A 23,213-nucleotide genomic window follows, 5' to 3' on the forward strand; every position below is an offset into this window, starting at 1 on the left:
ATGGTTAATTCCTCCCAAACGGGGCCGCGGGCTCTAGCAGCTCGTCCACGCCGGCTGCGGCCGCCAGACCGCGGATCTGTAAAAGCAGGGCCGGCGGCAGCGGGATTCCGTGCTGCCCGCGTTCGGCCTGTTGGCGTGCTTCGGGGTCGCCAGGCACCAGAACAGGACGAGACGGGTCGGCTGGGCGTGTGGCGTGCAACACGTCGAGGATGGCGTCCAGTTCGTGGGCAAAGTCACCGGGTTCGCCAAAGAATGATGGATCAATGGCGATGAAGCTGTGGCCCACATTGGCCGGAGCGCTGGGGCCATGGCTGCGGCGGTGCAAGGGCGCAAAGGCGCCACCGTTCAAGGTGCCGCCCAGCACCTGGGCCAGCAGGGACAGGCCGTAGCCCTTGTGGCTGCCGCCGTCCTCGCTGCCGCCCAGGGGCGTGAGGCCCCCGTCCGGCGCGTCGAAAACCTGGGTGCGTGCGGCCTGGGGCGCTGTCACGGGTGCGCCCTGGCCGTCCACCACCCAGCCGCTGGGCACGGCTTCACCGCGCAAGGCCTTGACCTTGACGCGGTTGGCCGCAGCCGTGGTGGTGGCGATGTCCAGCACAAAAGCCGTGTTGTGTGAATCCGCCGGCACGGGGGCGGCGAAGGCAATGGGGTTGGTGCCTAGCACGGGTTCGGCCGCTCGTGTAGGTACCAGTAGCACGCCCTGAGCCGAGCTGGTGACCAAGCCGATCAGGCCCTGGCGCTGGGCGATGCGTGCATAGACGCCAGCGGCGCCGAAATGGTGGGAGTTGCGCACGCCTACCAGGGCGATGCCCAAGTTGCGCGCCTTGTCCACGGCCAGCTGCATGGCCTGGGCCGAGACCGCATGGCCCAGGCCGGCGCCGCCGTCGAGTAGGGCCGTGGCCGGGCCGTCGCGCAGCACCTGGGGCTGGGCCGTCAGCTGCAGGCGGCCGCTGGAGCGCAAGGTGTCGTACTGGGGCAGCATGGACACGCCGTGCGATTCCACACCCAGCAGGTCGGTCTCGACCATGAGTGCGGCCGTGGTGCGGGCCGTGGGTTCGGCCATGCCCCAGGCGCGCAGGATGGCCTCGGTCTGGCGGCGCAGGCTGTCGGCGGTGAAACGGGGTTCCTCGAACATGGCCTGGCTCAGGGTTTGCGGTACTTGGCCTGCAGTTGGTGCAGCAGGGGCGTGGGGGTCATGCCGTGGCGTTTTTCCACCGCGATCAGCCAGCCGCTGCCATGCCAGTCCTGCACCACCTTGTCGATGGCTGCCTGGGTGTCGGCTTCGCCCTTGCGCAGCCAGATCACCGAGGGCGAAGGGATGAGATCGGTGGGCGAGACGATCTCGTAGTCCTTCCAGTCGGGGTTGCTGGCCACCAGCTCGCGCAGCGTGGGGCTCACGTGCACGGCGGCGGCGCAGTTGCCACCCTTCAGGGCCAGCAGGGATTCGGGCTGGCCGCGGAAGGCCTTGATCTGGGCGCCGTGCTGCTCAGCCAGGGGCTTGGTGAAGTTGCTGCCCTGGGACACGCACACGGGCTTGCCGCGCAGGTCGTCCCACCGGGCGACGCCGCGGCCCTTCTTGGCAATCGCCGCGCCGCCCACTTCCTCAAAGGGTGTGGGCACGAAGCTCAGGATCTCGCTGCGCTCCTGGGTCCACTGCATGTTGGCGATCAGGATGTCGACCTTACCCTGTTGCAGGAACTGCACGCGGTTGGACGGCTGGACCTGCACGGTCTCGGCGACCACACCTAGCCCTTTGGCCACGCCTTCGGCTAGTTCCACGTTGTAGCCTACGTGCTTCTGTGTGACGGGGTCGATGCTGCCGAAGGGTGGGCCCGAGAGCATCACCCCCACGACCAGCTTGCCGCGCTGTTTGACCTTGTCCAGCGTGGCATCTGCCTGGGCTGGGAGGGCTGCGGCCAGCGTGGCCAGTGCAGCGGCTGTCATCAAGCTGTGCCGCAGGAAATGGCTCCGGTTCATTGCTTGGCTCCTTCCTTTTTGGCGGCGGCCTGGGCTTCAGCGTAGACGGCGAAGTCGTAGGGAGCACGGTCGAACTGGCCCTTTAGGGCGCGCTGGTGGCGTTCGGCAATCCAAGTGTCTGGCACGCCGTTCTTGCGCGCCACCTGCAGCAGGAAACCCGTGCGGTGCCAGTCCTGGATGGTCTTGTCCACCAGGTTCTGTGTATCGGCTTCGCCCTTACGGGTCCAGACCACGGTGGGCGAGGGGATCAACTGGTCCTGTGTGCCCAGTTCGAAGTCCTTCCATTCCTCCTTACTTGGGCCGGTTAGTTTCTCGTACAGGGCTGGCTGGATATGAACCGATGCCGCGCAGGTACCGCCCTTCAAGGCCAGCAGGGATTCGGGGATGCCGCGCAGGCCCTTGACTACGGCGCCGTAGGTCTCCGCCAGGGGCTTGGCGAAGTTGCTGCCCTGGGACACGCAAGCCACCTTGCCGCGAAGGTCTTCCCAGCGCTTGATATTGGCGGACTTGGCCACCAGGGCGCCGCCGCCGATGAGGTCGTAAGGTGTGGGGGCGAAGGACAGGATTTCGCTGCGCTCCTGTGTCCACTGGATGTTGGCGATCAGCAGGTCGACCTTGCCAGACTGCAGGAACTGCACCCGTGTCGACGCGGTCACCGGCACTGTTTCGAGCTTCACGCCCAGGCGTTTGGCAATGTCGGCTGCCAGTTCAGTCTGGTAGCCACCAGTTTTGCCCGTGGCGGGATCGAGTTTGCCAAATGGCGGGCTGGCACCGTCGATGCCAACAGACAGTTTTCCGCGTTGCTGGATCTTGTCGAGGGTGGCGTCGGCATGGGCGGGGGAAGCAATGGCAAGCAGGGCACTCAGGCTGGCCAGGGCAAAGGGAATGCGAAGGAGCATGGGAAATCCAGGAAAAAAAGGCAACAGGCCACCCGTCCTCCGACATGTGGAGGAAAAGCAGGGGCGAGAAGCAAGCGCGGCCGCAGCCGGGCGGTTTAGCGAGTGACTGCAGCTTTGAACTTGGCCTGCAGCTCCGGCAGCAACGGGTTGGCGGGCGAGATGCCCACACGTTTTTCGGTGGCGATCAGCCAGCCCGTGCGGTGCCAGTCCTGTACAACCTTGTCGACGGCGGCGATGGTGTCGGCCTCGCCCTTACGAGTCCACACCACGGACAAGGCAGGCAGCACTTCGCTGGCGATCGGGGCCGTGTACTGTGCCCACTCGGGATTGCTGCGCAACAGGGGGTGAATGAGGGTGCTGTCATGGACGGCGGCCACGCAGTTGCCGCCCTTTAGGGCCAATAGAGAGTCAGAGGAGCTCTTGTAGCCCTGGATCTGGGCGCCGTAGTCTTGAGCGAGGGGCTTAGAAAAGCTGCTGCCCTGGGATACACACACGGGCTTGCCACGGAGGTCTTCCCATTTGCTGATGCCGCTATCTTTGCGCACGGCCGCCGCGCCGCCCACGCGGTAGAAAGGTGTGGGTGCATAACCCAGCACCTCGGCGCGGTCGGGGTTGAGCTCCATGGACGCAATCAGCAGATCCACCTTACCCGCCTGAAGAAACTGCACTCGCGTAGCAGTCTGGACCTGGACCAGGTCTGCTTCCACGCCCAGGCCCTTTGCCACGGCGCGCGCAAGTTCGGGGTTCCAGCCAATGAGCTGCTGGGAGGCGGGGTCGATGGAGCCGAAGGGGCCGCCATTGACGAGCACCCCGATGCTGACCTTGCCGCGCTGCTTGATCTTGTCCAGTGTGGCGTCTGCGTGTGCGGCATGGCAGGTAAGTGCGGCAACGAGCGCTGCCGTGGCGGGGACGATGCGAGAAATCTTGGTGGGGTGGGTGGGATACATGGGGTGCCGAAAAGAAATCAGGCGCTCATCTTGCGATGGCGCCTTTGCTGTAGCAACGAAGTTTTCCGCGCTTGCTTATGCGTTTCTTGAAGGCAGTTGGAACACGCCCAGTTCATCGGGCGCGGCCTGCGCGATCAGGCCTGTTTCCCATTCCAGGTACTGGCGTGCAGCGTCTAGGTTGCCGTCGTGGCGGTCGTGCACGAAGAACAGGTAGTCGATGCGTTCGCTGTCAGCCAGCGGTGTGTTGCACTCCACTGGGAGCCCGGCGTCGGCCCAGTCCTGCGCTAAAGCCCAGGCGATATCGCTGTGCCCGGCCTCACGAAGGTCGATTGCGGCTAGCTGTGCCGTGGCGGCATCAGGTGTCAATAGAAGGATCGGGCGGTCAGCGGAGAAACTGAGCTGCCCAAGGCGTGTACGTATTCCCCAAACCGCCCCTGCAGCATGCTCCTGTTGCCAGGCTGCTGAGCTTCGCAGGTCGACAAGTTGCGGCACTTGCGCGCGGCTCCAGGTAGGCAGCGCTTGCGTGGCGATGCGAGGTAGCGGGTGCGTCTCAGCTGGTGCAGGCCTATGCGACAGGCTCAATGATGCGTCGATGCCACCTTCTACTGTGGCGACCTGCCAGCCCAGTCGGGTCAGCCACACTGCTGTGACTGGCGCGCGCACGCCGTCATCGTCCAGCAGAATCACCCGGGCCTTGCGCGTCCCCAGTGTCTGGTCGGTGGCTTGCAGCAACTGGCCGCCGGGTGCGTGCGTGGCGCTAGGCAGAGTACGAGCTGCGAATTCTTCGGCGCTACGCACGTCCAGTACGTAGGTGGTGAGGGCGTCGTGGTCAACCCATTGCTGGGCCTGCGTGGGGCTCAGTTCCGGTACGCCCGCGCTACGCGCGAATCTAACGGCGGCTTCGCGCTCGCTAGCGTATGGCCGTGCAGGCCGTTGGCGCTCCTGGCTGTCACCATGGGCCAGCTGTAGGCCGGCCAGCGCCCAGCCCTGGGTGCCGTTTTCCAGTGCGAACACGGGGTTATGCAGACCTAGATTGCGCAGGATTTCCGCGCCGATGATGCTGCGTGTTCGCCCTGCGCAGTGAATGACGATGGGGGTGGTTGGGTCGCTGGCCAGTGCGTGCAAGTGTCGCGGTAGTTCCCCGTTGGGTGCAGAGACAGAGCCTGGAATGCTCATCTTGCGGTGCTCGGCGGGCGTGCGCCCGTCCAGTAATACGAAGTGCTTGTTCTGCCGCTGCCAGCGGGCCAGCTCCTGAGCGCCGATGTGGGGGGTGTCGAAGGCGTGTTCTGCCAGCTCGCCAAAGGTCTTGGAGGGTAGGTTCACGCCTTGGAACAGTGTGTAACCTGCGGCAGCCCAGCCCGGCGCGCCGCCTTCGAGCGCATGGACATGTACGTAGCCCAAGGCATGCATGCGGCGTACGGCGCGCTCGGAAACACCGTCGCCCGCGTCGAGCAACACGGTGCGCGTAGTCCTGCGCGGCACGAGTTGCGTAACGAGTGGCTCTAGTTGGCTGTAAGGAGTGTTGACAGCGAAGAACGGATGGCCTTCACCGAACTGTCCTGACTCGCGCACATCGAGCAGGGCGATTTCGTCACTGTCGTTCAGCCATTGGCGCGCGGTCTGCGCAGAAATGTAGGAGGTAGAAACGGACATGGGTTAATAAAACAATAGCTGTTTGCGCTTTGTTTGGGTGCGGCTTAGGTGGCAGTGCACTTGAAATGCTTGTCGATGAGCGTTCTAAGCTCAATTCTTAAAGGACCAACCCATATGCAGGAGCTGCCCGCAGAGGGGCAGCAAAGGGCGGTCTTTCTTTCAGTCGATCAACTGGATGCCGGTGTGTCCCTCGCGTTCCAGCTGAGCCACTAGGCCCAGCTCCCAGTCCAAGTAGTCGGTGAAACCGGCGTTACGCAGTGTTAGATCGCGGTGCAGGTAGGGGCTATAGCTGCGGTCGTCGTCGCCGGTGAGTACGCTTTCACCGCCTTGAGCTATGGGCAGGCCCGCAGCGGCCCAGGCGCGTGTGCCACCGCTAATGGCACGGATATCGCGCCAAGGAGTCTTGCTATTGCGTCTCGCGTGCGCCAGGCCAGATGCCACGCTTTGGGCCAGTACGCCGTCGGACGAGGTAAGCAGCACAGCCTGTCCTGGTGGCAGTGCGTCGATAAATTCAGCCAGCCTGCCGGGAGCGGCGAAGCGTGCGCCGGCGATGTGGCGTTTTTCGAAGGCGACGCGACTGTCCACATCGAAGACCGCTGCGCCGTCAGCATCGGTCAGTGCTGCGGCCTGCGGTGGTGCGATGTACGGGGCCGGCGGATTGGGTGCCAGCAATCGCACTGGCTCGGGGCCGGTCACGCAGGAGGCGCCTGGGCCATAGTGGGGCGGTGCGTACACAGCCACCTCCCAACCAAGTTGCGCCAGCCAGGCCGCAGTGGTCAGCGCACGTACGCCGTCCCAGTCTGCCAGCACGATGCGCGCGCCGCGCGTGGCTGCGTATTCGTCGGTAGCCTGCACCAGTTGCCCACCAGGGGCCCAGCGCCAACCTTCCAAATGCCCGGCCTCGTACTCGGCTTGGGTGCGAACGTCGAAGCGGTAGAGGGTGCGTTCGTGGGCTTCGTTCAACCAGAGTACCAGCGTGGCTGCATCGATGCGCTGGACGCCGGCGCGTTGAGCGACGCTGTCGGCTCTATTACGAGCGGTAGCCAAGGTGGAGGGGGCAGGCTCGGGTAGCGGCGTGTGGCGGCCCTGGGCCAGCTCGCGCCCTGTCAGCAGCCAATCCATGGTGCCATTGCGCAGCGAGGCCACGCGGTTGGGTATGCCTGCGTCAATGAGTGTCTGCGCGCCTACGATGCTGCGTGTGCGCCCGGCGCAATTTACGACGACAAAGGTGTCCGGGTCCGGCGCGATCTCTCCGATGCGGTAGACAAGCTCTGCGCCTGGCAGGCTATGTGCGAATGGCAGGCTGAAGTCTGCGAACTCCTCGGGCGTTCGGCTGTCCACGACGATGAGGTTGTCACCGCGTTTGACGCGTTCTTCGAGCTCCTCCGAGGAGATCCAGGGCGTGAGCTTCTCATGCTCGATCACCTCGCCGAAGGCTTTGCTGGGCACGTTGGTACCGCTGAAGATCTCGTACCCGGCAGCGGCCCAGCCGTCCACGCCGCCGGCCAGCACTGATACGTTAGTCCAGCCAAGGCGGATGAGCTGGTGCGCAGCAGTGTGCGCGAGGGTTTCGTCGCCATCCGTCACCACGACACGTGTGCCGCGGCGTGGCACGAGGCGGTCGATTTCGAGTGGAAGCCGCCACAGTGGTGCGCTTGCGGCAAACAGGATGTGGCGGCGGGCGAAGACGCCGGCATCACGCACGTCGAGCACGGCAAGCTCTTGACCGTCTGCGAGCGCCGCTTTTAGCGATTCTGGCGTTATGACGGCTTGACGAATGCCTGCGGGTGGGGCGAAGGTGCGGAAACTGCCGCCGCTGAGGTCTTCGAACACTACGCGCTCGGGCATGTGGTCCAGTCCTCGGCCGTAGAAGTGCAGATGCAAGCTCGTCTCCTCGCCGACGAGTTCGATGGTGTGCACATCGGTGGGACTGAGGGTCACCGAGCTACCGCGAATCACATCTAACGTGCGTTCGGGCGCAAGTGTGTCTTGCGCCGGGTCGGCGGTCTTGTCCCGACGATAAAACACATTGCGTTCTACGCCATGCACGCCGGCAATGATGGCCCAAGTAGTGTGGTCGTGCGGAGGCACTGCCTTGCCCGGTAGCCCGACGGAGGCATACAGCGCGTAATGCCCGTCGGCGTCCTCGCTCAAGCGGTAGACCACGGCGGGGTTGTCGTTCGTGACGGGGAAATCCTCAAGCGGGAACAGCGCAGTTTGCTGGCCCAGTGCCTCCAGGTGTTGCGCCACCGCCTGTAATTGGTCGGGTGTTGTGTTTTCTGGATCTGGCGCGAGCTGTTGTGCGATGGCGATGAAGTGCGCCACGGCAGCAGAGCGGCGGCTGCCGATGTCGCTGAAGTCGGTAGGGCGGTGGATCTGGGTCATGGTTGCTGATGCGACGGAGCTCTAGAAGAAATACGCCACGGTAGGCTTGAAGCCGCGTGCCAGCAACGAAGAAATCCGTAGATCGATATGCGCAGAACTTCGTTCCATGGCGGGCTTGAGCTATCTAGATTGATGGGTAGTCATAGCTCTTTTTGAATGCCCTGAATGCCTGTTTCCCGAAGAATCCTGCTGCGCGTTGCCACGAAGCTTTCCTTGACCCTGATGGCCGCGACTACTGTTGCTGCACATGCTGAATCGGATTCACCGGGTAATCATTGGCCGACCAAGCCGGTGCGCATCATCGTGCCGGTAGCGCCCGGTGGTAGCGCCGATAAGCTCACGCGTACGCTGGCCGATAAGCTGGCGTTGCTTTGGGGACAGTCGGTGCTGGTCGAGAACGTGCCGGGCGCCAGCGGCACCATCGGCGCGGCCAAGGTCGCCAAAGCTGCGCCCGATGGTTACACCCTGCTGCAGCAGGGGGAGGGAATCACGCTCAACAGCCTTTTGTTCGCCAAGTTGCCGTACGACTCGCAAAAGAGCTTCACTCCCATAATCAAGGCTGTCGTTAATCCTCAGATACTTGTGGTCAACCCATCCACGGGCCTGCACACTCTGAACCAATATATCTCGCGAGCCAAGGCGAGGTCTCAAAGCATTAGCCTGGCATTGCCCGGCAATGGCGGCATTGCCCACGTGGCGCACGAAATTCTCTCTCAAAGGACTGGTGCGCAAGTCAACTACATTCCTTACTCTGGTGGAGGCCCCGCTACGCTCGACGTTCTTGGAGGCCATGCCGACGCTACCCTGATCACGCTTGCTGCAGTCACTGAATACGTGCGTGCCGGGAAATTGCGTGCTTTGGCAGTGACAACGCCTTACCGGTCGGATGCCTTGCCCGATGTGCCAACCGTGGCCGAGGCTGGCGTGCCTGGCTTTGCAGTCGAAAGCTGGCAGGGATACTTCGCACCGTCGGGTACGCCTCAGCAAGTGATCGAGAAGATCAACAACGACATGCGCGCTGTGTTGCAGACACCGGATGTTCGCGAGCAGCTAGAAAAGCTCGGCTTCAAAGTTGCAGGAGGTAGTTCTAAGGATCTTGCTCAAAGCTTGCGTGTTGAGCGTCCGTTTTATGCGAAAGCAATCAATGCAGCGGGACTGACGCTGCGTTGACGAAGTGCAAACCGGTAAGTCACTGGAATTTGACTCAGAGACTGTCAACGTCAGTACTTTCGTGCTGAACCTAGCCTTCTCCCGACAGGTTCAAGGACGTGGAGGTCATCAGCTTCGACGACCTGCGGGACAAACGGCAACCCATTTTTGAACTCCTAGGTTCAACTGTCGGTTTTCATTGAATGCTGATTCAACTTGATAGTCAATTTGACAGCTTCAGGTCGGGAGCAGACCTCAGTTGCTGGCTGCTTCCTGCCAGGAGCGGACACTCCCAATGCCCGATCTCTATGTTTGCACAGCGACGGATTGCGCATATGCGCTGAAGCTTTTCTCGATGAGTAGAAACGAGGGTAATCCGCAACCTTCCTGTAGCAAGACGCTACATTCCATCCAGAAGTGAGCCACTGACCTTCTGTATTTCCATCTCAATCTGACCCACGCATTAACCATGGCCTGCTACAAGGGCTCACGAAGCATGACGTCAACCAGCCACAGTTTTCGTAATGTGCATTTGCAGGAAGTCTAGAAATACCTGCACTTTTTTGGAATACCGACGGTTTGGAAGGTAAGCCGCATAGACACAGACGCTCTGCTCCTGCGGATTGATCTCATGGCCTTCAAAAAGCCGCCTCAGGCGTCCTGCGCGCACATCTTCCCGGATCAGCCACTCAGCAAGCAACGAAACGCCCAATCCATCCAGCGTGGCATCGCGCAGAATGTCAGAGTTGTTCGCGGTCAGACGTCCCTGCACCTCCACGTGCTGCACTTGTCCGTCGCGGCGAAGGAACGACCAGCGCTGCGGGCCGGACTGGTAGCTAAATCGCAGGCATTCGTGCTTCGTCAACTCTTCGGGCATCAAAGGAGTTCCATGCCGCTCCAGGTACTCATGGCTTGCCACCACATAGCGCCGGTGTTCGGCTAGATTTCGCACGATCAGTTGGGGCTGCAAGGCCGGCGTGCCGATGCGGACCGCGACATCGATCCGCTCCGAGACTAGGTCAACGTACGCATCGGACAGCACCAGATCCAGTGAAACGCGCGGATTTTCACGCAGAAATCCCGAGATATAAGGCCCCAGGCAAAGACGCGCAAAGGTCACGGGAAGGGAAACCCGCAAGGGTCCGACCGCCTCAGCCCCCGTGTCCGACACACTGCCGTCCGCCTCCTCTAGATCGGACAACACCCTTGAGACTTGCTCCAGGTAGGCCGCCCCCGCGTCTGTGAGCGTTACCCGACGCGTCGTTCGCGTCAGCAGCGCGGTGCCAAGGGACTCCTCCAGCCTATCGATCAGGCGTGTAACGGAGGATGTTGCGACCCCCAGTCGCCTCGCGGCTTTGGAGAAGCCGCCCGATTCAGCCACGTCCAAAAAGGCGCGTAGGGCTTGCAATTTGTCCATATCTTCCTTTGCGAAATTTGCAACGGTAGGTTGCGTTTTCTATGCATTCATTTATGAGAATGCAAAGATTAATCTGCCCACACCTCCAACGCAAGGACCTTTCCCATGAAACCCGTTGACATCAAATTCACTTACGACTTCATTTGCCCGTGGTGCTGGATTTGCCACAGCCATCTCAAAACTGCCCTGACACAACAGCCTTGGGACGTGGCGCTGGCCATTCAATATGTTCCCTACGAACTGGACCCTGACATGCCCAAGGAAGGAGTCAACCGCAAGACCTATCGCAGCGCAAAGCTCGGCAGTTGGGGCCGATCCCAGGCTATGGATTCGGATGTGACGCTGGCTGGTAAACGTGCGGGTTTGGAATTCAACTACGACCGTGTCTTGGCCATACCGAATACCGGCATGGCCCACCGGCTGATGCACTTCGCCGCGGGTAAGGGCGAAGCACAAAAAACCGAAACCTTCTTCGAAGCGGTGTTTCAGGCCTATTTCTCCAAAGGCAAGAACATCGGCGATACCGAGGTACTTGTCGAGCTCGCGAGTCAGATCGGCTTTTGCTCCCAAGAGGTCCGCAGCTACTTGTCCAACCAGACCGGAGAACGTGAGGTTGTGGCGGCCGGACTGCAAGCCCAGGCCAACAGTGAGCGATCAATACCGACCGTACGCATTGGAGAAACGTTGGTCAGCGGCGCACAGCCTGCCGCTGTGTTCGCACAGGCCCTACAACAAGCAACCGCATCGCTCACCTCCTAACGCTTTCCAGGAGTAAACCCATGACCTCTATTCACCCAACTGCTGGCAAGAACCTAACGTCGACCGCTCCTTCGGGACTCCCCCGTCCCCTAATCTTCATGCTGGCCAGCGGTGCCGGCCTGTCGGTCGCTTCGCTGTACTACAGCCAGCCCATGCTGGGCGTGCTGGGTTCGGACATCGGTGCATCCACCCAGTCGGTTGGTCTGTTGCCGACGCTGACGCAGTTAGGCTATGCCCTGGGCATCCTCTTTCTGGCTCCATTGGGCGACCGGCATGACCGCAGAAAGATCATTCTGACCAAGTCTGCCATCCTGTTTGCCGCCTTGCTGCTCGCGGCACTGTCGCCTTCGCTGATAACACTGTTGGCCGCCAGCATGGTGATCGGTCTGTCAGCGACGATGGCGCAGGACATCGTTCCGGCCGCCGCAACGCTGGCACCAGAGACGCACCGCGGCAAGATCGTGGGCACGGTGATGACAGGCCTGCTTCTGGGTATCCTACTGTCACGGGTGCTCAGCGGCTTCGTTGCAGAGCACTGGAGCTGGCGGGTCATGTTCGGTGTCGCTGCCTTGAGCATTGCTTTGGTAGGCTTGGCCGCATGGCGCCAGCTCCCGCGCTTCCAACCCACCACCAGCCTATCCTACTTCGCCCTGTTGCAATCGCTTGGCGCGCTGTGGAAGCAACATGCTGCGCTGCGCCGCGCCACCTGGGCCCAAGGCCTATTGTCCATCGGCTTCAGCGCATTCTGGTCCACCCTGGCGGTCATGCTGCATGGTGAGCCGTTCCACCTGGGATCGGCGGCAGCTGGCGCTTTCGGACTGGCCGGTGCCGCCGGAGCCCTGGCTGCGCCTATCGCCGGACGCATTGCTGATCGCTATGGTGCCCCGCTCGTCACCCGCCTGGGTGCCGGCCTAGTCGCTGTGTCCTTTGGGGCCATGGCACTGGCGCCGCTCATGACACCCGGCGCACAACTGTGGCTGCTGGTCGTGAGCGCCATTGGTTTTGACCTAGGTATCCAGGCCTCGCTGGTTGCCCACCAGACCATCGTCTATGGCATTGATGCCAGTGCTCGCAGCCGGCTCAACGCGGTGCTATTCACCGGTATGTTCATCGGCATGGCCGTCGGTTCCGCACTAGCTGCCTTGCTGTTCGCACAGTTCGGTTGGATGGCTGTGACTGTGTTGGCAACGGTCACTGCACTGGCCGCGCTTGCCCTGCGTCTGAGGAGTTGAGCAGTCATGAGTGCCGCCCATCTCCACCCGATGCTGCGGCGCTATTACGTACGGATACGCCGCAGCCACCTGTGGACTAAGCCCCTCGTGCAGCAATCCGCCACGAGCGGTTTAGTTCATCAGCCTTCAGAACATGTCACGAAGCCAACAAATTTCCCTCCAAACATCCTCCTTGCTCAAACTCGCAACACATGGACTTTTCGATAAAGAGACGCCTTTAAGCAAGATGAGGATCTCCTGACGTAAAAGCGCTCACTTGGAGCGTCTTTTTCTTATAGTTGACACAAGCAAAGAGTGAGGCTTCCTGCTTGACTAACTCTACTTTCTCTAGCCGCGTTATAGCCTGATGTCCGCTACGGGTCGAATGCTGGCCAACGCGAACGACCGCTAACGGGTACCTCAGGTTTGTGGCGCTGCCCATCAAGTCTGCCGTTCAGCGACAGACCGCTCACAGCCTGAAGCCGACTTCTGACTCCAAGGTAGGTTTGCAGTGCCTGCCTCCGCTCGAAGGCGAACCTGGACCGAGCAGCTCCACTACTTAGCTCTCACTTGCGATGTGGCTTCTGAGTTTGTTGAGAGACGGGTTGGGGTCTAGTGTCCGTAGCTGACAGCACGTCGATGCCTAAGGAGCTAGGGTATAGCCGTGTCTAGTGCAATGACTTCGTAGCTTCTGCTCGCGTTAAGATCATTCTTTCTCATGACTGTTTGGGTGAATCCCTAATGGCGGTTCCCGATACGACTCAACTTGATTCCCGTCGCTGGCGTAGCGCTGAACGAGCGTTTCAAGACGAACCACTTGAAGCGGTTCCTCCTGAGCAAGTTCAATGCTCCAGCCTAGGGTTACCTTGGCATGGCATCTCGGTCTGGCATCAGCTCGCCAATGCAGAGGATCTATATATCCCACCGGCAGGTAAGCATTGCGTTATCGTGCGTCGTGGGCCGACCACGGGCCTGATTCAAAAACATGGCGGCGAAATTCACAGCAGTCGGTGGAAAACCGGCGAGGCTTTGCTTTTGCCTGCACATACGCCAAGCTTTTGGCGTACAGAGTTGCCGAGGGACAACCTGCATCTGGACCTCTCCCCTCAATGGCTTCAGACGGTCAGTGGCCAGGACTGCTCTGCGGTTGCGCTACGCAGCAGCTTTGGGCGACATGACCCGGTACTGGTTCAGTTGTTGCAGGTACTGCTGCAAGCCTTGAGCGACAACTCTGCTCTCAACCCCTCCTTCGCGGATGGAATCGCCACGAGTGTGGCGATTCATCTGCTTGAACACTATCGGGCTCCCCTCAGCGGTCCGTCCAGTACAGCACTTTTGTCGGCCAAGCAATTGAAGCGCGTGCAGGCACTTGTGATCGAAAACATGGAGCAGCCACTACCCATAGCCGTTCTAGCGGCCGAGGTGCAGTTGAGCTCCTATCACTTTGCTCGCAGCTTCAAAGCCACATGCGGTCTGACGCCCCATCAGTTCGTGCTGCAGCAGCGTATGAAGCGGGCACGCAAGCTACTGCTGGAGTCTGGCGAATCTGTCGCAGAAATTGCGCTGCAAGTAGGTTTCGGCACCACCTCCCACTTTTCTCAGGCGTTCAGCAAATACTGGGGTACCACGCCCTCGAAATTTAGACAGCAGCACTAAGCGGCATCTGAACGCTGGTGCGTACCTGCGGCAATGACGGTCGGTGCTTGCGCAATCCGTCGACGATTTGCGCAAGAAATCGACATTCGGGTGCAGCGCGCTCTCCATACTCAATGACAACGGCCTTTTCTCTGCGGACTTCGGCCGGTTCAACGAAATGGAGACATCATGATTTCAAGGCGTTCCCTGGTTTTGGCTGGCACATCACTGCCGCTGGTGGCAGCTGCACCTTTTGCATTCGCGCAAGCAACGACCTTCTCGCGTCGCCCTGTCCTCTGGGTGGTTCCCTATCCTGCAGGCGGCTTCGGCGATGCGGTATCGCGTGTACTGGCTCAGCACATGGCGTCTACGCTCAAGCAGCCAGTGGTGGTGGAGAACAAGCCTGGAGCGGGTGGGCAAATTGCGGCAGCCCATGTCAAGCAGCAGCCCGCGGATGGTCATACCTTGCTGTACGGCGATATCGGCCCGTTTGCCATGAATGCAGCGCTGTATCCGAAACTCAACTACAACACGCTAAAGGACTTCACGCCGATTACTCGTCTGCTTACCTCCAGCTTGCTATTGGTCGTGCCTCCCAATAGCCCGTACAAGTCCGTGGACGATTTGATCAAGGACGCGAAGACCAGGAAAGACGATCGCGCAATTACCTACGGCTCTTATGGCATAGGCAGCCAGCCGCATATCTGGATGGAGATGCTCAAGCGCGAGACCAAAGCCAGCCTTCAGCATGTGGCCTACAAGGGGGCCGCCCCTGCCGTGCAAGATCTGATGGGCGGTCACATTGAGGTGATGCTGGATGTGGCGGCCAACAGCCTGCCGTATGTTCAAGAGGGAAAGCTGCGCGCCTTGGCTGTCGTGGGCGCGGAAAAGCGTCTCGAGCGCCTTCCTCAAGTTCCAACTCTTTCCGAGCTGGGCTATCCAAACCTGAATGCTCCAGGCTGGACTGGTGTGGTGGTCAAGGCTGGAACTCCGCCGGACATCGCTGCGCAACTCCGCTCCGCCGTGGTTCAGGCGGTGGAGTCGGAGGAGATCCGCCGCCGGTTTGGTGATCTGGGCGTCACCCCGGCGCCTCAAACACCGCAGGATTTCGCTCGCTTTATTGAATCCGAGACCAAGCGGTGGGGTTCGGTCATTCGTAGTGCCGGCGTGGTCCTGGAGTAAGAATGCCTTCAGAGTTGTTCGACCTGCACGGCAAAGTGGCATTGGTCACCGGAGCTACCGGTGGACTTGGTGCCGCGATATGCCGGGTTCTCGCAGCACAAGGCGCTTCGATAGTGGTTTGCGACCGAGACAGCGATGCATGCCAGCGTATGACCGAGGAGCTCCGCATTGGACAGGGGCAAGCGCTTGCGCTACCTGCTGATTTAGCGGACATCCCCGGCATTGCCACGCTGGTTCTGCAGGCTCTGGCCTGGAAAGGGCAAGTAGACATTCTCGTGTGCAATGCTGGAATCCAAGGGCCAGCCGGCTCTTTGTCCGATATCGGAGATATCGATTGGCAGCAAGTCATGGATATCAACCTCAGGGCGTCTGTGGAGCTATCGCGACATTTGTTGCCGGCTATGGCGCTTGCTGGCGGCGGAAGTGTGATCCTGATGTCCAGCATTGCCGGGATCCGCGGTAACAAAGCCATTGGTCTCTATGGCTTGTCCAAGGCTGCTCTGGCTCAACTGGCCCGAAATCTTGCGGTGGAGTGGGGTCCTCAGGCTATACGGGTGAATGCTGTATCGCCTGGTCTGATACGCACACCCTTGGCGCAACCACTGCTGAACCACGCTGAATTTATGCAGCGGCGCCTGTCGCTCACGCCGCTTCGCAGGGTTGGCGAACCGCAAGAAATTGCAGGGGCGGTTGCCATGCTGGCCAGCGCGGCTGGCGCCTTCATCACTGGACACAATCTCGTCGTCGATGGTGGAACCACCATCAGTGACGGCAACTGAAAATTTGCAGAAGCATATGAAACTTGCCACGCTTTACTCTGAGCATGCAGACGGCCGCCTCGTCGTCGTCTCACGCGACCTGTCGCTCATGGCGGATGCCTCGGGCATCGCCCCAAATCTGAGGACAGCTATTGAGGAATGGGAGCGGACCGAACCTGCTCTGCAGGCGCTATATGTCGAACTCAATGAAGGTCGCTGCAAGAAGGCCCAGCCTTTCGAGCCCAGGAAGTGCAATGCGCCGTTGCCGCGTGCGCCTCAGTGGTGCGATGGGTCAGCCTTTCTCAACCATGGCCAGCTGATGGAAAAGGCATTCAATACCCTCCCACAACCTGATGCGCAGACAGTCCCCCTGATGTACCAGGGTGCCAGTGACGATTTCCTCGGGCCCTATGCAGATGTGCCCCTGCCCAGTGAGGACGACGGGATTGATTTCGAGGGCGAGTTCGGCGTGATCCTGGGGGCAGTGCCCATGGGTGCGACACCGGATCAAGGTTTATCAGCCGTGCGCTTGCTGGTTCAGATCAATGATTGGAGCCTTCGTTCGCTGGGCCCGCGCGAGATGCGCACGGGCTTTGGCTTTCTGCAAGCCAAGCCGTCCACGAGCTTCGCTCCGATCGCGCTCACGCCGGATGAGCTGGGACCTCACTGGAGTGACGGTCGGGTGCATCTGCGGCTGCATGTGGAGTGGAATGACGAGCGTTTTGGAGAGCCGCATGGCCAGGAAATGAGCTTCAGCTTTGGCGACTTGGTTGCCCACGCCGCGCGCACGCGCCGTCTCTCGGCAGGTACGGTTATTGGGTCGGGCACGGTTTCCAACGTTGACCGGGCGGCAGGCTCGGCATGCATCGCGGAAAAGCGTGTCCTAGAGATCCTGGATCAAGGCAAGCCGACTACCTCGTTCATGCGCTTTGGAGACCGAGTCCGGATGCAGGCACGGCTGGAAGATGGAAGCGATGCGCCTTTCGGCACCATAGAGCAGTGCGTTGTGAGGCCGCAGGTATGAGCTGTGTGCTTGTCACCGGTGCCACCGGATTTGTTGGGCAAGCTCTGGTCGGGCGCCTGCTGGACGATGGCATTCAGGGCCGTCCTGTGCATCAACTGGTTCTATCGGACTTGTCCTTGGCTGGCGTTCGCAGGGATCCACGACTTGTGCTTGAGGAGGGCAGTGTGGCCGACAGAGCAGTCCAGCAGCGACTTCTGCGGCATCAACCCGAGGCAGTCTTTCATCTGGCCAGCGTGCCTGGTGGCGCAGCTGAGCGTGATCCTGTGCTGGGCCGCGGTGTGAACCTCGAGGCAACGCTGAATCTGCTGGAGACTTGCCAGGAGCTTGAGCAGGCACCACGCTTTATCTATGCAAGTTCCATAGCTGTTTACGGGGATACTGGTACATCGAGCGTGAGCGAAGATATGACGCCTTCGCCTGCTATCACCTACGGCGCTCACAAGCTGGCTTGCGAGACCCTTTTGGCCGATGCCAGCCGTCGAGGCTGGGTGGATGGTTGCTCCCTACGGTTGCCGGGAATTGTGGCTCGGCGCGACGAGAACCCTGGTTTGGCATCCTCCTTCATGAGCCAGCTCTTTTGGAGGATTGCAGAGCGGAAAGCTATTACATTGCCAGTCTCTCCCGAGGGAGTATGTTGGTGGATGTCGGTGAAGACATGCGTGAGCAATCTGGTCCATATGGCTGCCATGGACACGGGGCTTTGGTCTGCTCGACGCAGCTATCAAATGCCGGTCTTGCACCTGGGTATCGATGAGGTCGTCCAAGCATTGGCAAGGTGCTTTGGCGTAGACGCGGCGGCGCTTGTTCGTTACGTGCCAGACCCCTTTATCGACAAAACTTTCGCACGCTACCCGCAGTTGTCGACACCTCGTGCAATAGAGATTGGTCTACGCAATGATGGCAGCGCCGACGAGCTCGTGCGCAATGTATTCGGCCATTCGTGACATCACACTCAATGCCAAACCAGTTTTCGACGGTGGCATCGACCGATCGACTCACCCTGCGGGCAAGCAAAGATGTTGCAGTGCAGGGGCATGTAGTCATGGCCTGAGCAAATCTGGATATTCGCAGCTTCTGCTCGAGCGCAGAAGCTGCGTGTCGGTGAAATCGTATCGAAGTTCTGTCCGAACCTCCTCTCGCTGGACGGGGTCAGACAGATTGAGTGGCACTGCTTTGGGGTGCTCCAGGCAGCGAAGCTGCATCACTTGAGCAGTGAGGCAATTTCAGGTTCATAAGTCCCGTCGACCAGCACAAACAGCATGCGGCAGGGCCGGCTCGAACGATTGGCCCAGGCGTGGTTGGTGCCGCGCTGCACAACAACACTGCCCGGGCGCAGCAGCACCTCCGCGCCGCTGTCGATTACCAGGGTCAGTTCGCCTTCGATGACGACGCCGTAGTCAACCGACTGAGTGCGGTGCATCAAAGGGTGCGGCGAATCCGCCCGCACGGTCGATGCGGCTGCATCGCCGATCTGGGTGAAGGCGTCCCGCATCTCGCTTCTGTCTTGCGCGAGGAGCTCTGCGGTATCGGGCGGAATGTCGACGAAGCGGATACGTGTGCCGTTCTGAGGTGGCGGCAGCATCAGCGCGGCAAGTGTCGGGTCGGTGCCGTTATCTACCGGCGCTGGCGTGGCATGGGTGGCCCAGACTTCGTGGAATACCGTCCCAGGAATGGCTGCGATCTCTACTGTTGTGGGCAGTGGCCCGTGCGATGTGATGATGGCGCGACCCTGGTCGTCGTGGCCAGTGACAATGCGTTCGATGGGCGGCAAGCTCATGGCGCGATGTTTTCATCTTCAAAAATGGCGACCGCACGCGTCCAGCCTGCGGATGCGCCACGGATCTTGTGCGGAAAGCAGCTGATGAGAAAGCCCGTGGGTGGTAGCACTTCAAGGTTGTGCAGCTTCTCGAGGTGGCAGTAGCCGATGTCGCGTCCGGCCTTGTGACCCTCCCAGATCAGGGCCTTGTTGCCAGTCTCCGCCACCTTGGCAGCGGTGTATGAAAAAGGCGCATCCCAGCTCCAGGCGTCCGTACCCGTAAGGCGCACGCCGCGCTCGAGCAGGTACATCGTCGCTTCATAGCCCATGCCGCAACCGGCGCCCAGGTAGTCAGCATTGCCGTAGCGGCTTCCGGCACGTGTGTTGACGACTACGATATCCAGTGGCTGAATCTCATGGCCAATGCGCTTGAGTTCGGCTTCCACGTCCGCTGCGGTCGCGACATAGCCATCGGGAAAGTAGCGAAAGTCAAGCTTCACGCCTGGCTGAAAACACCACTCAAGTGGCACTTCGTCGATCGTGATCGATGGCCGAGAACCGCCCAGCTTGGCGTCCTGGGTTGAATGGAAGTGCCAGGGGGCATCCAGGTGGGTGCCGTTGTGCGTAGTCAACGTGACCCACTCGGCAGCAGCTGCTTCGCCATCGGGATAGTCCTCAGGCGTCGTACCCGGAATCATCGCGATGAACTCTGCCAGCGTATCTTGATGCTTCTGGTAGGTGATCCTGGGTGCTAGTGGCGGCGGGTCAGATAGAACGTCGTTTTCCAAGTAAATGGAGAGATCGACAAAGCGGCGGTGTGGCTTTTTCATATGGATACCTTTATTCGGGCACCACGCCCACGGCGCGCGACAGCGCCTGATGGATCTGGATCTCGGATTGATAGAACTTGTCGAGCGCTTCCAAGCTCATGGGTGCTTGTGGGTCGGTACCTTGGCTGCGTAAGAAATCCTGGACGTCAGCGTCGCTCATCGCGGCGTCGAAGGCTGCATGCAGGCGCTTGATCGCGGCGTCAGGAACCCCGCGCGGCACCAGCAGTGCACCCCACGCGGTATGTACAAATGTGCGCAGTTCAGGGGCTTGATTCTTGAGCGGCGCTACCTTTGGCAGAAGTGCGGGAGACTGGTCAGCCGTGCTGCCGAACGCGCGTAACTTGCCTGTCTTTATCAGATCGAAGGCCAAGCCCCCCAGCGGCACGAACGACAGATCGATCTGAGAGCCTGCGAGGTCCTGCACTGCAGGCGGGACACCGCGGTAGGGAATATGGGACAGCTGAACGCCGCACATGCGCGCCCATTGTGCGCCCATCAGGTGAATCATTGATCCCTGGCCGATGTGGCCGAATCTCAGCGGATTGCCCGCTTTATCCGCTTGGCGTGCCAACGACAGCAGCTCAGCAAGACTCTTTGCCGGCAGATCAGGTCTACCAGCCAGAACATAGCTCGTGCGGCCCAGCAGACCCACTGGCCGCATCTGTTCTGGCTTGTAACGCACGCTGGCCAGCGTCGCAGGTGTGAGGATGGGCTCGGTCTGCGAGACCATGACTGCGGTCATTGCATCGGCAGGCAAATTAAGCATGCGCTGAACACCAATCGCACCGCCAGCACCAGGAAGGTTTTCGACAATGACGGTCTGACCCAATGCGCGTTGCATTGAACCCTGAAGCTTGCGTGCGAAAACGTCGCTGGGATTTCCAGCCGGCTGGGGAACGATTATGGATACATGTCGCCCTGACTGTGCCAGTGCAATAGGCCCTGCGGTGGCCGCGGCCAATGTCACCATCAGGGATCTCCGATTCATTCCCAACGGAGCGGCTTGTTGATTTTTTTCGTTCATTGCATTTCTCCTTGTATTTCTGTGCCCGTGTCAGAACCGATGGCGCACGCCCAAGGCGACGCTCGTTCCCTGTGCTTCGAGTACCTGTGATGGAGCCCCTGTCGTTTGGGTGCGCGTCTGATCACGCATCAGCACCAGATAAGCGTCGGTGCGCTTGGACAACTGATGGTCATAGCCCACGGTCAGTACCTTGCGCACGAGATTTCCACCAGCAGCAGTAGCGGGCACTGGCGCCACGGCGTCGCCCGTTCGGCGCGAAGCCCATCCGGCCAGCAACTGGCCTGAACCCACGGGAACGGCAGCGCTCAGCTCCCAGAGTCGATAGGAGATGTCCAGCGGTTGCATAGCTGTGCCACGATTCTGTATGCCGCCAAGATGGGCAAAGAATTTGACAGCGTTGAAGTCGTAGGAGGCAGCGAGTTGCCAGGTACGTGTGTTGTTAGGTGATGTTCCATCGGCAAACGTGAGCGGGTCGCGTTTGACGCTTTGCATTGCAAGAGAAACCGCAGCAGGGCCCTGTGCATAGGCAACACGGAGCGCATTGTTGCTACCGCCTTGCCTCTCCGAGAAGCCGTGGGCCAGAGAAACGCTGACGCCTCTCCATACCGGGCTGTCATAGACCAGTGAATTCGCCCAGCCAGTGCCGCCGGTCATTGGGCTGCCGATCATGGTGGTGAGGTTGAGTGGGCTAATCACGGTGGAGTCGCCAAAGGCATTGGAGGACACGCTGTTGATGAACATCAACGAAGTCACGTTACCAAGGCGCACGCGCCCCCACGTGGCATGCGCGAGACCGATCCATGCGGCACGAGAGAACATCGGATCGGCAGCAACATTGACCGGCGCTGGAATCGCGTCGTTGCGCCCGAAAGCTCCCGTATCGTTGCGCACAAAGGCAGACAAATCGAATGATGCGGTAAGCCCGCTTCCCAAATCCTCGGTGCCACGAATACCCCAGTGGCTTGTCGACATGACGCCACCGTCCACTTTCGCAGTTCCGCGATCGCGCCCATTGACTCCAGCTGCTGCCCCTTCGAAGCGTCCAACTGCTGCATCGATCAAGCCATAAAACTGCAGACTGGGTCCTGGCACACCTTGCGCATACACGTTGGAACAGGCCATAGCTGCAAGCGTGGCGACCAGTGTCAGCATGGTTGTGGGGGCATGGTTGCGCATGGGCGCTGTCAAGTCGTGCAGCTCAGCACTGTTTTGCATGTTTGTCTCCGTTGATGTTTTTGTATGTCGCCCGGTCAGGAACAGGCGCGACGCAGCGGATTCTGGATATTTCTCTTATATTCCTGAAATGGATTCTTTAGATTCCAGGGATCCATTTGGTGAATATCATTGCAAACCCGGGGTGGCGAGCTGCTGAAATTGCAGGCTTGCGCTTGAGCCCAAACTTCAAGACATGCGTTTCAACAAACTCGATCTGAATCTGCTCGTTGCTCTGGATGCGCTGCTTGCAGAGCGCAACATCAGCCGCGCAGGAGAACGCCTGCATTTGAGCCAGCCCGCGATGAGCAATGCGCTGGCCAGACTACGAAATTTCTTTGGTGATGAATTGCTTGCCTCACAGGGGCGGCAGATGGTGCTCACACCGCGCGCGTTGGGTCTCATCGAGCCTGTGCGCGAGGTTCTGATGCGCATAGACAGCACGATCACCACACCGCCGCTGTTTGACCCCGCGGAGTCCACGCGCACCTTTGTGCTGCTGCTCTCGGACTTCACGACCGCAGTATTCATTCCCCCCTTGCTCGAGGCCCTCTACCAACAGGCACGGGGAATCGGTCTGGAGCTGCGCTCGCTCAATGACAAGCCAGCCGAGCAGCTCGAGCAAGGGGATGCCGATCTGCTGATCATTCCTGAGCAGTTCGCAGCAGTGGACCACCCTTGCGCACCGCTGTTCGAGGAGCAGTACTTGTGCGTGACCTGGTCGGGTCACAGCAATATCAAAGAGGAACTCACCTTCAACGACTACCTCGAATGCGGGCATGTCGTCGCGAACTACGCCACGGGCCAGCAGCGCGCGGCATTCGATGGCTGGTTTCTCGACCGCTTCGGCATCAATCGCAAGGTCGAAGTGTCCGCGCCCAGCATGGCGGCTCTACCTCAGATGGTCGTCGGAACCGATCGCATCGCCACGGTGCATAGGCGGGTGGCACTACAGGCGGAAAAAGTGCTGCCGATCAGGCTCTGGCCGCCGCCTATCGAGGTACCCACGCTGGTACAGACACTGCAATGGCATCGACACCGCGATGCCGACCCAGCGCTTCAGTGGATGCGTGAACTTGCTTTTCGCATTGGCCGCACCATCTAAGTCCGCAATGGACGAATGGAAAGAGTGTGCCGACTACAAACCTGAGCATCATGAATCCATGATGAGTACACATGAGCTCTGATTGACTCAGATGGGTATAAAGCTGCGGGCCCAGTGTCAAGAAGAACGGCGGTAGATTCGCTAAAAAGCACCCACCAAGAATCTCAAATGGGGGGGGGGTATTGAGGTGTGCCTAATACATTTTTGCGATAAAGAAAGATGTGGCGCAATGCTATTCCGGTTGAATTGACTACCTGTGCCAGTCAGGCCTTGACCGGGCTTAGGTACTGATC

20 protein-coding genes are annotated in these 23,213 nt (G+C 60.3%); 9 read left to right on the plus strand and 11 right to left on the minus strand.

The features are described from left to right. Positions 1–4 precede the first annotated feature (4 nt). The 6 genes from DJFAAGMI_RS01395 to DJFAAGMI_RS01420 form a co-directional block, all read right to left on the minus strand. Positions 5–1,132 (minus strand): Ldh family oxidoreductase, encoded by a 1,128-nt coding sequence (locus DJFAAGMI_RS01395; protein WP_211455660.1) that lies wholly within the window; start codon positions 1,130–1,132, stop codon positions 5–7. An 8-nt stretch (positions 1,133–1,140) separates the two neighbouring features. Beyond that, complete coding sequence (locus DJFAAGMI_RS01400; RefSeq protein ID WP_211455661.1) at positions 1,141–1,974, minus strand: transporter substrate-binding domain-containing protein; 834 nt, start codon at positions 1,972–1,974, stop codon at positions 1,141–1,143. Continuing rightward, positions 1,971–2,873 carry a transporter substrate-binding domain-containing protein gene (locus DJFAAGMI_RS01405; protein ID WP_194271031.1) on the minus strand — a complete coding sequence of 301 codons (903 nt, stop codon included), beginning with the start codon at positions 2,871–2,873 and terminating at the stop codon, positions 1,971–1,973. The genes DJFAAGMI_RS01400 and DJFAAGMI_RS01405 overlap by 4 nt, the downstream gene beginning before the upstream one ends. Positions 2,874–2,968: 95 nt before the next feature. Then, positions 2,969–3,820 carry a transporter substrate-binding domain-containing protein gene (locus DJFAAGMI_RS01410; RefSeq protein ID WP_034370784.1) on the minus strand — a complete coding sequence of 284 codons (852 nt, stop codon included), beginning with the start codon at positions 3,818–3,820 and terminating at the stop codon, positions 2,969–2,971. Positions 3,821–3,895: 75 nt separating this feature from the next. Continuing rightward, positions 3,896–5,473, minus strand: coding sequence for a rhodanese-like domain-containing protein (locus DJFAAGMI_RS01415; protein WP_211455662.1), 1,578 nt, complete (start codon positions 5,471–5,473; stop codon positions 3,896–3,898). Between the two features lie 159 nt (positions 5,474–5,632). Continuing rightward, on the minus strand, positions 5,633–7,858 hold the full coding sequence (locus tag DJFAAGMI_RS01420; protein WP_211455663.1) for a rhodanese-like domain-containing protein: 2,226 nt from the start codon (positions 7,856–7,858) through the stop codon (positions 5,633–5,635). Between the two features lie 222 nt (positions 7,859–8,080). On the opposite strand from DJFAAGMI_RS01420, the gene DJFAAGMI_RS01425 reads away from it, so the two are divergent. Further along, positions 8,081–9,028: a tripartite tricarboxylate transporter substrate binding protein gene (locus DJFAAGMI_RS01425; protein ID WP_419095599.1), complete on the plus strand. Its 948-nt coding sequence runs from the start codon at positions 8,081–8,083 to the stop codon at positions 9,026–9,028. Positions 9,029–9,509: 481 nt separating this feature from the next. Here DJFAAGMI_RS01425 and DJFAAGMI_RS01430 read toward each other — a convergent pair whose 3' ends face one another. Beyond that, positions 9,510–10,424, minus strand: a complete 915-nt coding sequence (locus tag DJFAAGMI_RS01430; RefSeq protein WP_211455665.1) for a LysR family transcriptional regulator — start codon at positions 10,422–10,424, stop codon at positions 9,510–9,512. Positions 10,425–10,529: 105 nt separating this feature from the next. Between DJFAAGMI_RS01430 and DJFAAGMI_RS01435 the strand changes: the two genes are divergently transcribed. From DJFAAGMI_RS01435 to DJFAAGMI_RS01465, 7 genes are all read left to right on the plus strand, one after another. Next, positions 10,530–11,183, plus strand: a complete 654-nt coding sequence (locus DJFAAGMI_RS01435) for a DsbA family oxidoreductase (RefSeq protein ID WP_211455666.1) — start codon at positions 10,530–10,532, stop codon at positions 11,181–11,183. Between the two features lie 20 nt (positions 11,184–11,203). Next, positions 11,204–12,415, plus strand: coding sequence for an MFS transporter (locus DJFAAGMI_RS01440; RefSeq protein ID WP_211455667.1), 1,212 nt, complete (start codon positions 11,204–11,206; stop codon positions 12,413–12,415). Between the two features lie 720 nt (positions 12,416–13,135). Continuing rightward, on the plus strand, positions 13,136–14,050 hold the full coding sequence (locus DJFAAGMI_RS01445) for a helix-turn-helix domain-containing protein (protein WP_211455668.1): 915 nt from the start codon (positions 13,136–13,138) through the stop codon (positions 14,048–14,050). Between the two features lie 168 nt (positions 14,051–14,218). Continuing rightward, positions 14,219–15,211 carry a Bug family tripartite tricarboxylate transporter substrate binding protein gene (locus tag DJFAAGMI_RS01450; protein ID WP_211455669.1) on the plus strand — a complete coding sequence of 331 codons (993 nt, stop codon included), beginning with the start codon at positions 14,219–14,221 and terminating at the stop codon, positions 15,209–15,211. A gap of 2 nt (positions 15,212–15,213) precedes the next feature. Then, on the plus strand, positions 15,214–15,990 hold the full coding sequence (locus DJFAAGMI_RS01455) for an SDR family NAD(P)-dependent oxidoreductase (RefSeq protein ID WP_211455670.1): 777 nt from the start codon (positions 15,214–15,216) through the stop codon (positions 15,988–15,990). Positions 15,991–16,006: 16 nt separating this feature from the next. After that, complete coding sequence (locus DJFAAGMI_RS01460) at positions 16,007–16,993, plus strand: fumarylacetoacetate hydrolase family protein (protein ID WP_211455671.1); 987 nt, start codon at positions 16,007–16,009, stop codon at positions 16,991–16,993. Continuing rightward, positions 16,990–17,937, plus strand: a complete 948-nt coding sequence (locus tag DJFAAGMI_RS01465) for an NAD-dependent epimerase/dehydratase family protein (protein WP_211455672.1) — start codon at positions 16,990–16,992, stop codon at positions 17,935–17,937. Before DJFAAGMI_RS01460 ends, DJFAAGMI_RS01465 begins: the two co-directional genes overlap by 4 nt. Positions 17,938–18,194: 257 nt before the next feature. Here the strand turns inward: DJFAAGMI_RS01465 and DJFAAGMI_RS01470 are convergent, their stop codons facing one another. Genes DJFAAGMI_RS01470 through DJFAAGMI_RS01485 form a run of 4 tightly spaced genes read right to left on the minus strand, consistent with a single transcriptional unit; the run spans position 18,195 to position 21,818 of the window. Beyond that, entirely contained in the window at positions 18,195–18,770 is a 576-nt protein-coding gene (locus DJFAAGMI_RS01470) for a cupin domain-containing protein (protein ID WP_211455673.1), read from the minus strand. Then, positions 18,767–19,579: a cyclase family protein gene (locus DJFAAGMI_RS01475; protein WP_034371496.1), complete on the minus strand. Its 813-nt coding sequence runs from the start codon at positions 19,577–19,579 to the stop codon at positions 18,767–18,769. The genes DJFAAGMI_RS01470 and DJFAAGMI_RS01475 overlap by 4 nt, the downstream gene beginning before the upstream one ends. Before the next feature lie 10 nt (positions 19,580–19,589). Next, on the minus strand, positions 19,590–20,603 hold the full coding sequence (locus tag DJFAAGMI_RS01480; RefSeq protein WP_211455674.1) for a tripartite tricarboxylate transporter substrate binding protein: 1,014 nt from the start codon (positions 20,601–20,603) through the stop codon (positions 19,590–19,592). A gap of 30 nt (positions 20,604–20,633) precedes the next feature. Beyond that, positions 20,634–21,818: a porin gene (locus DJFAAGMI_RS01485; RefSeq protein ID WP_211455675.1), complete on the minus strand. Its 1,185-nt coding sequence runs from the start codon at positions 21,816–21,818 to the stop codon at positions 20,634–20,636. A 193-nt stretch (positions 21,819–22,011) separates the two neighbouring features. On the opposite strand from DJFAAGMI_RS01485, the gene DJFAAGMI_RS01490 reads away from it, so the two are divergent. After that, the gene (locus DJFAAGMI_RS01490) at positions 22,012–22,920 is read left to right on the plus strand and encodes a LysR family transcriptional regulator (protein WP_211455676.1); all 909 of its coding nucleotides are present in this window, start codon (positions 22,012–22,014) and stop codon (positions 22,918–22,920) included. Positions 22,921–23,213 lie beyond the last annotated feature (293 nt).

It is taken from the genome of Comamonas brasiliensis, from assembly GCF_018292285.1.
Classification (GTDB): Bacteria; Pseudomonadota; Gammaproteobacteria; order Burkholderiales; family Burkholderiaceae_C; genus Comamonas; species Comamonas brasiliensis.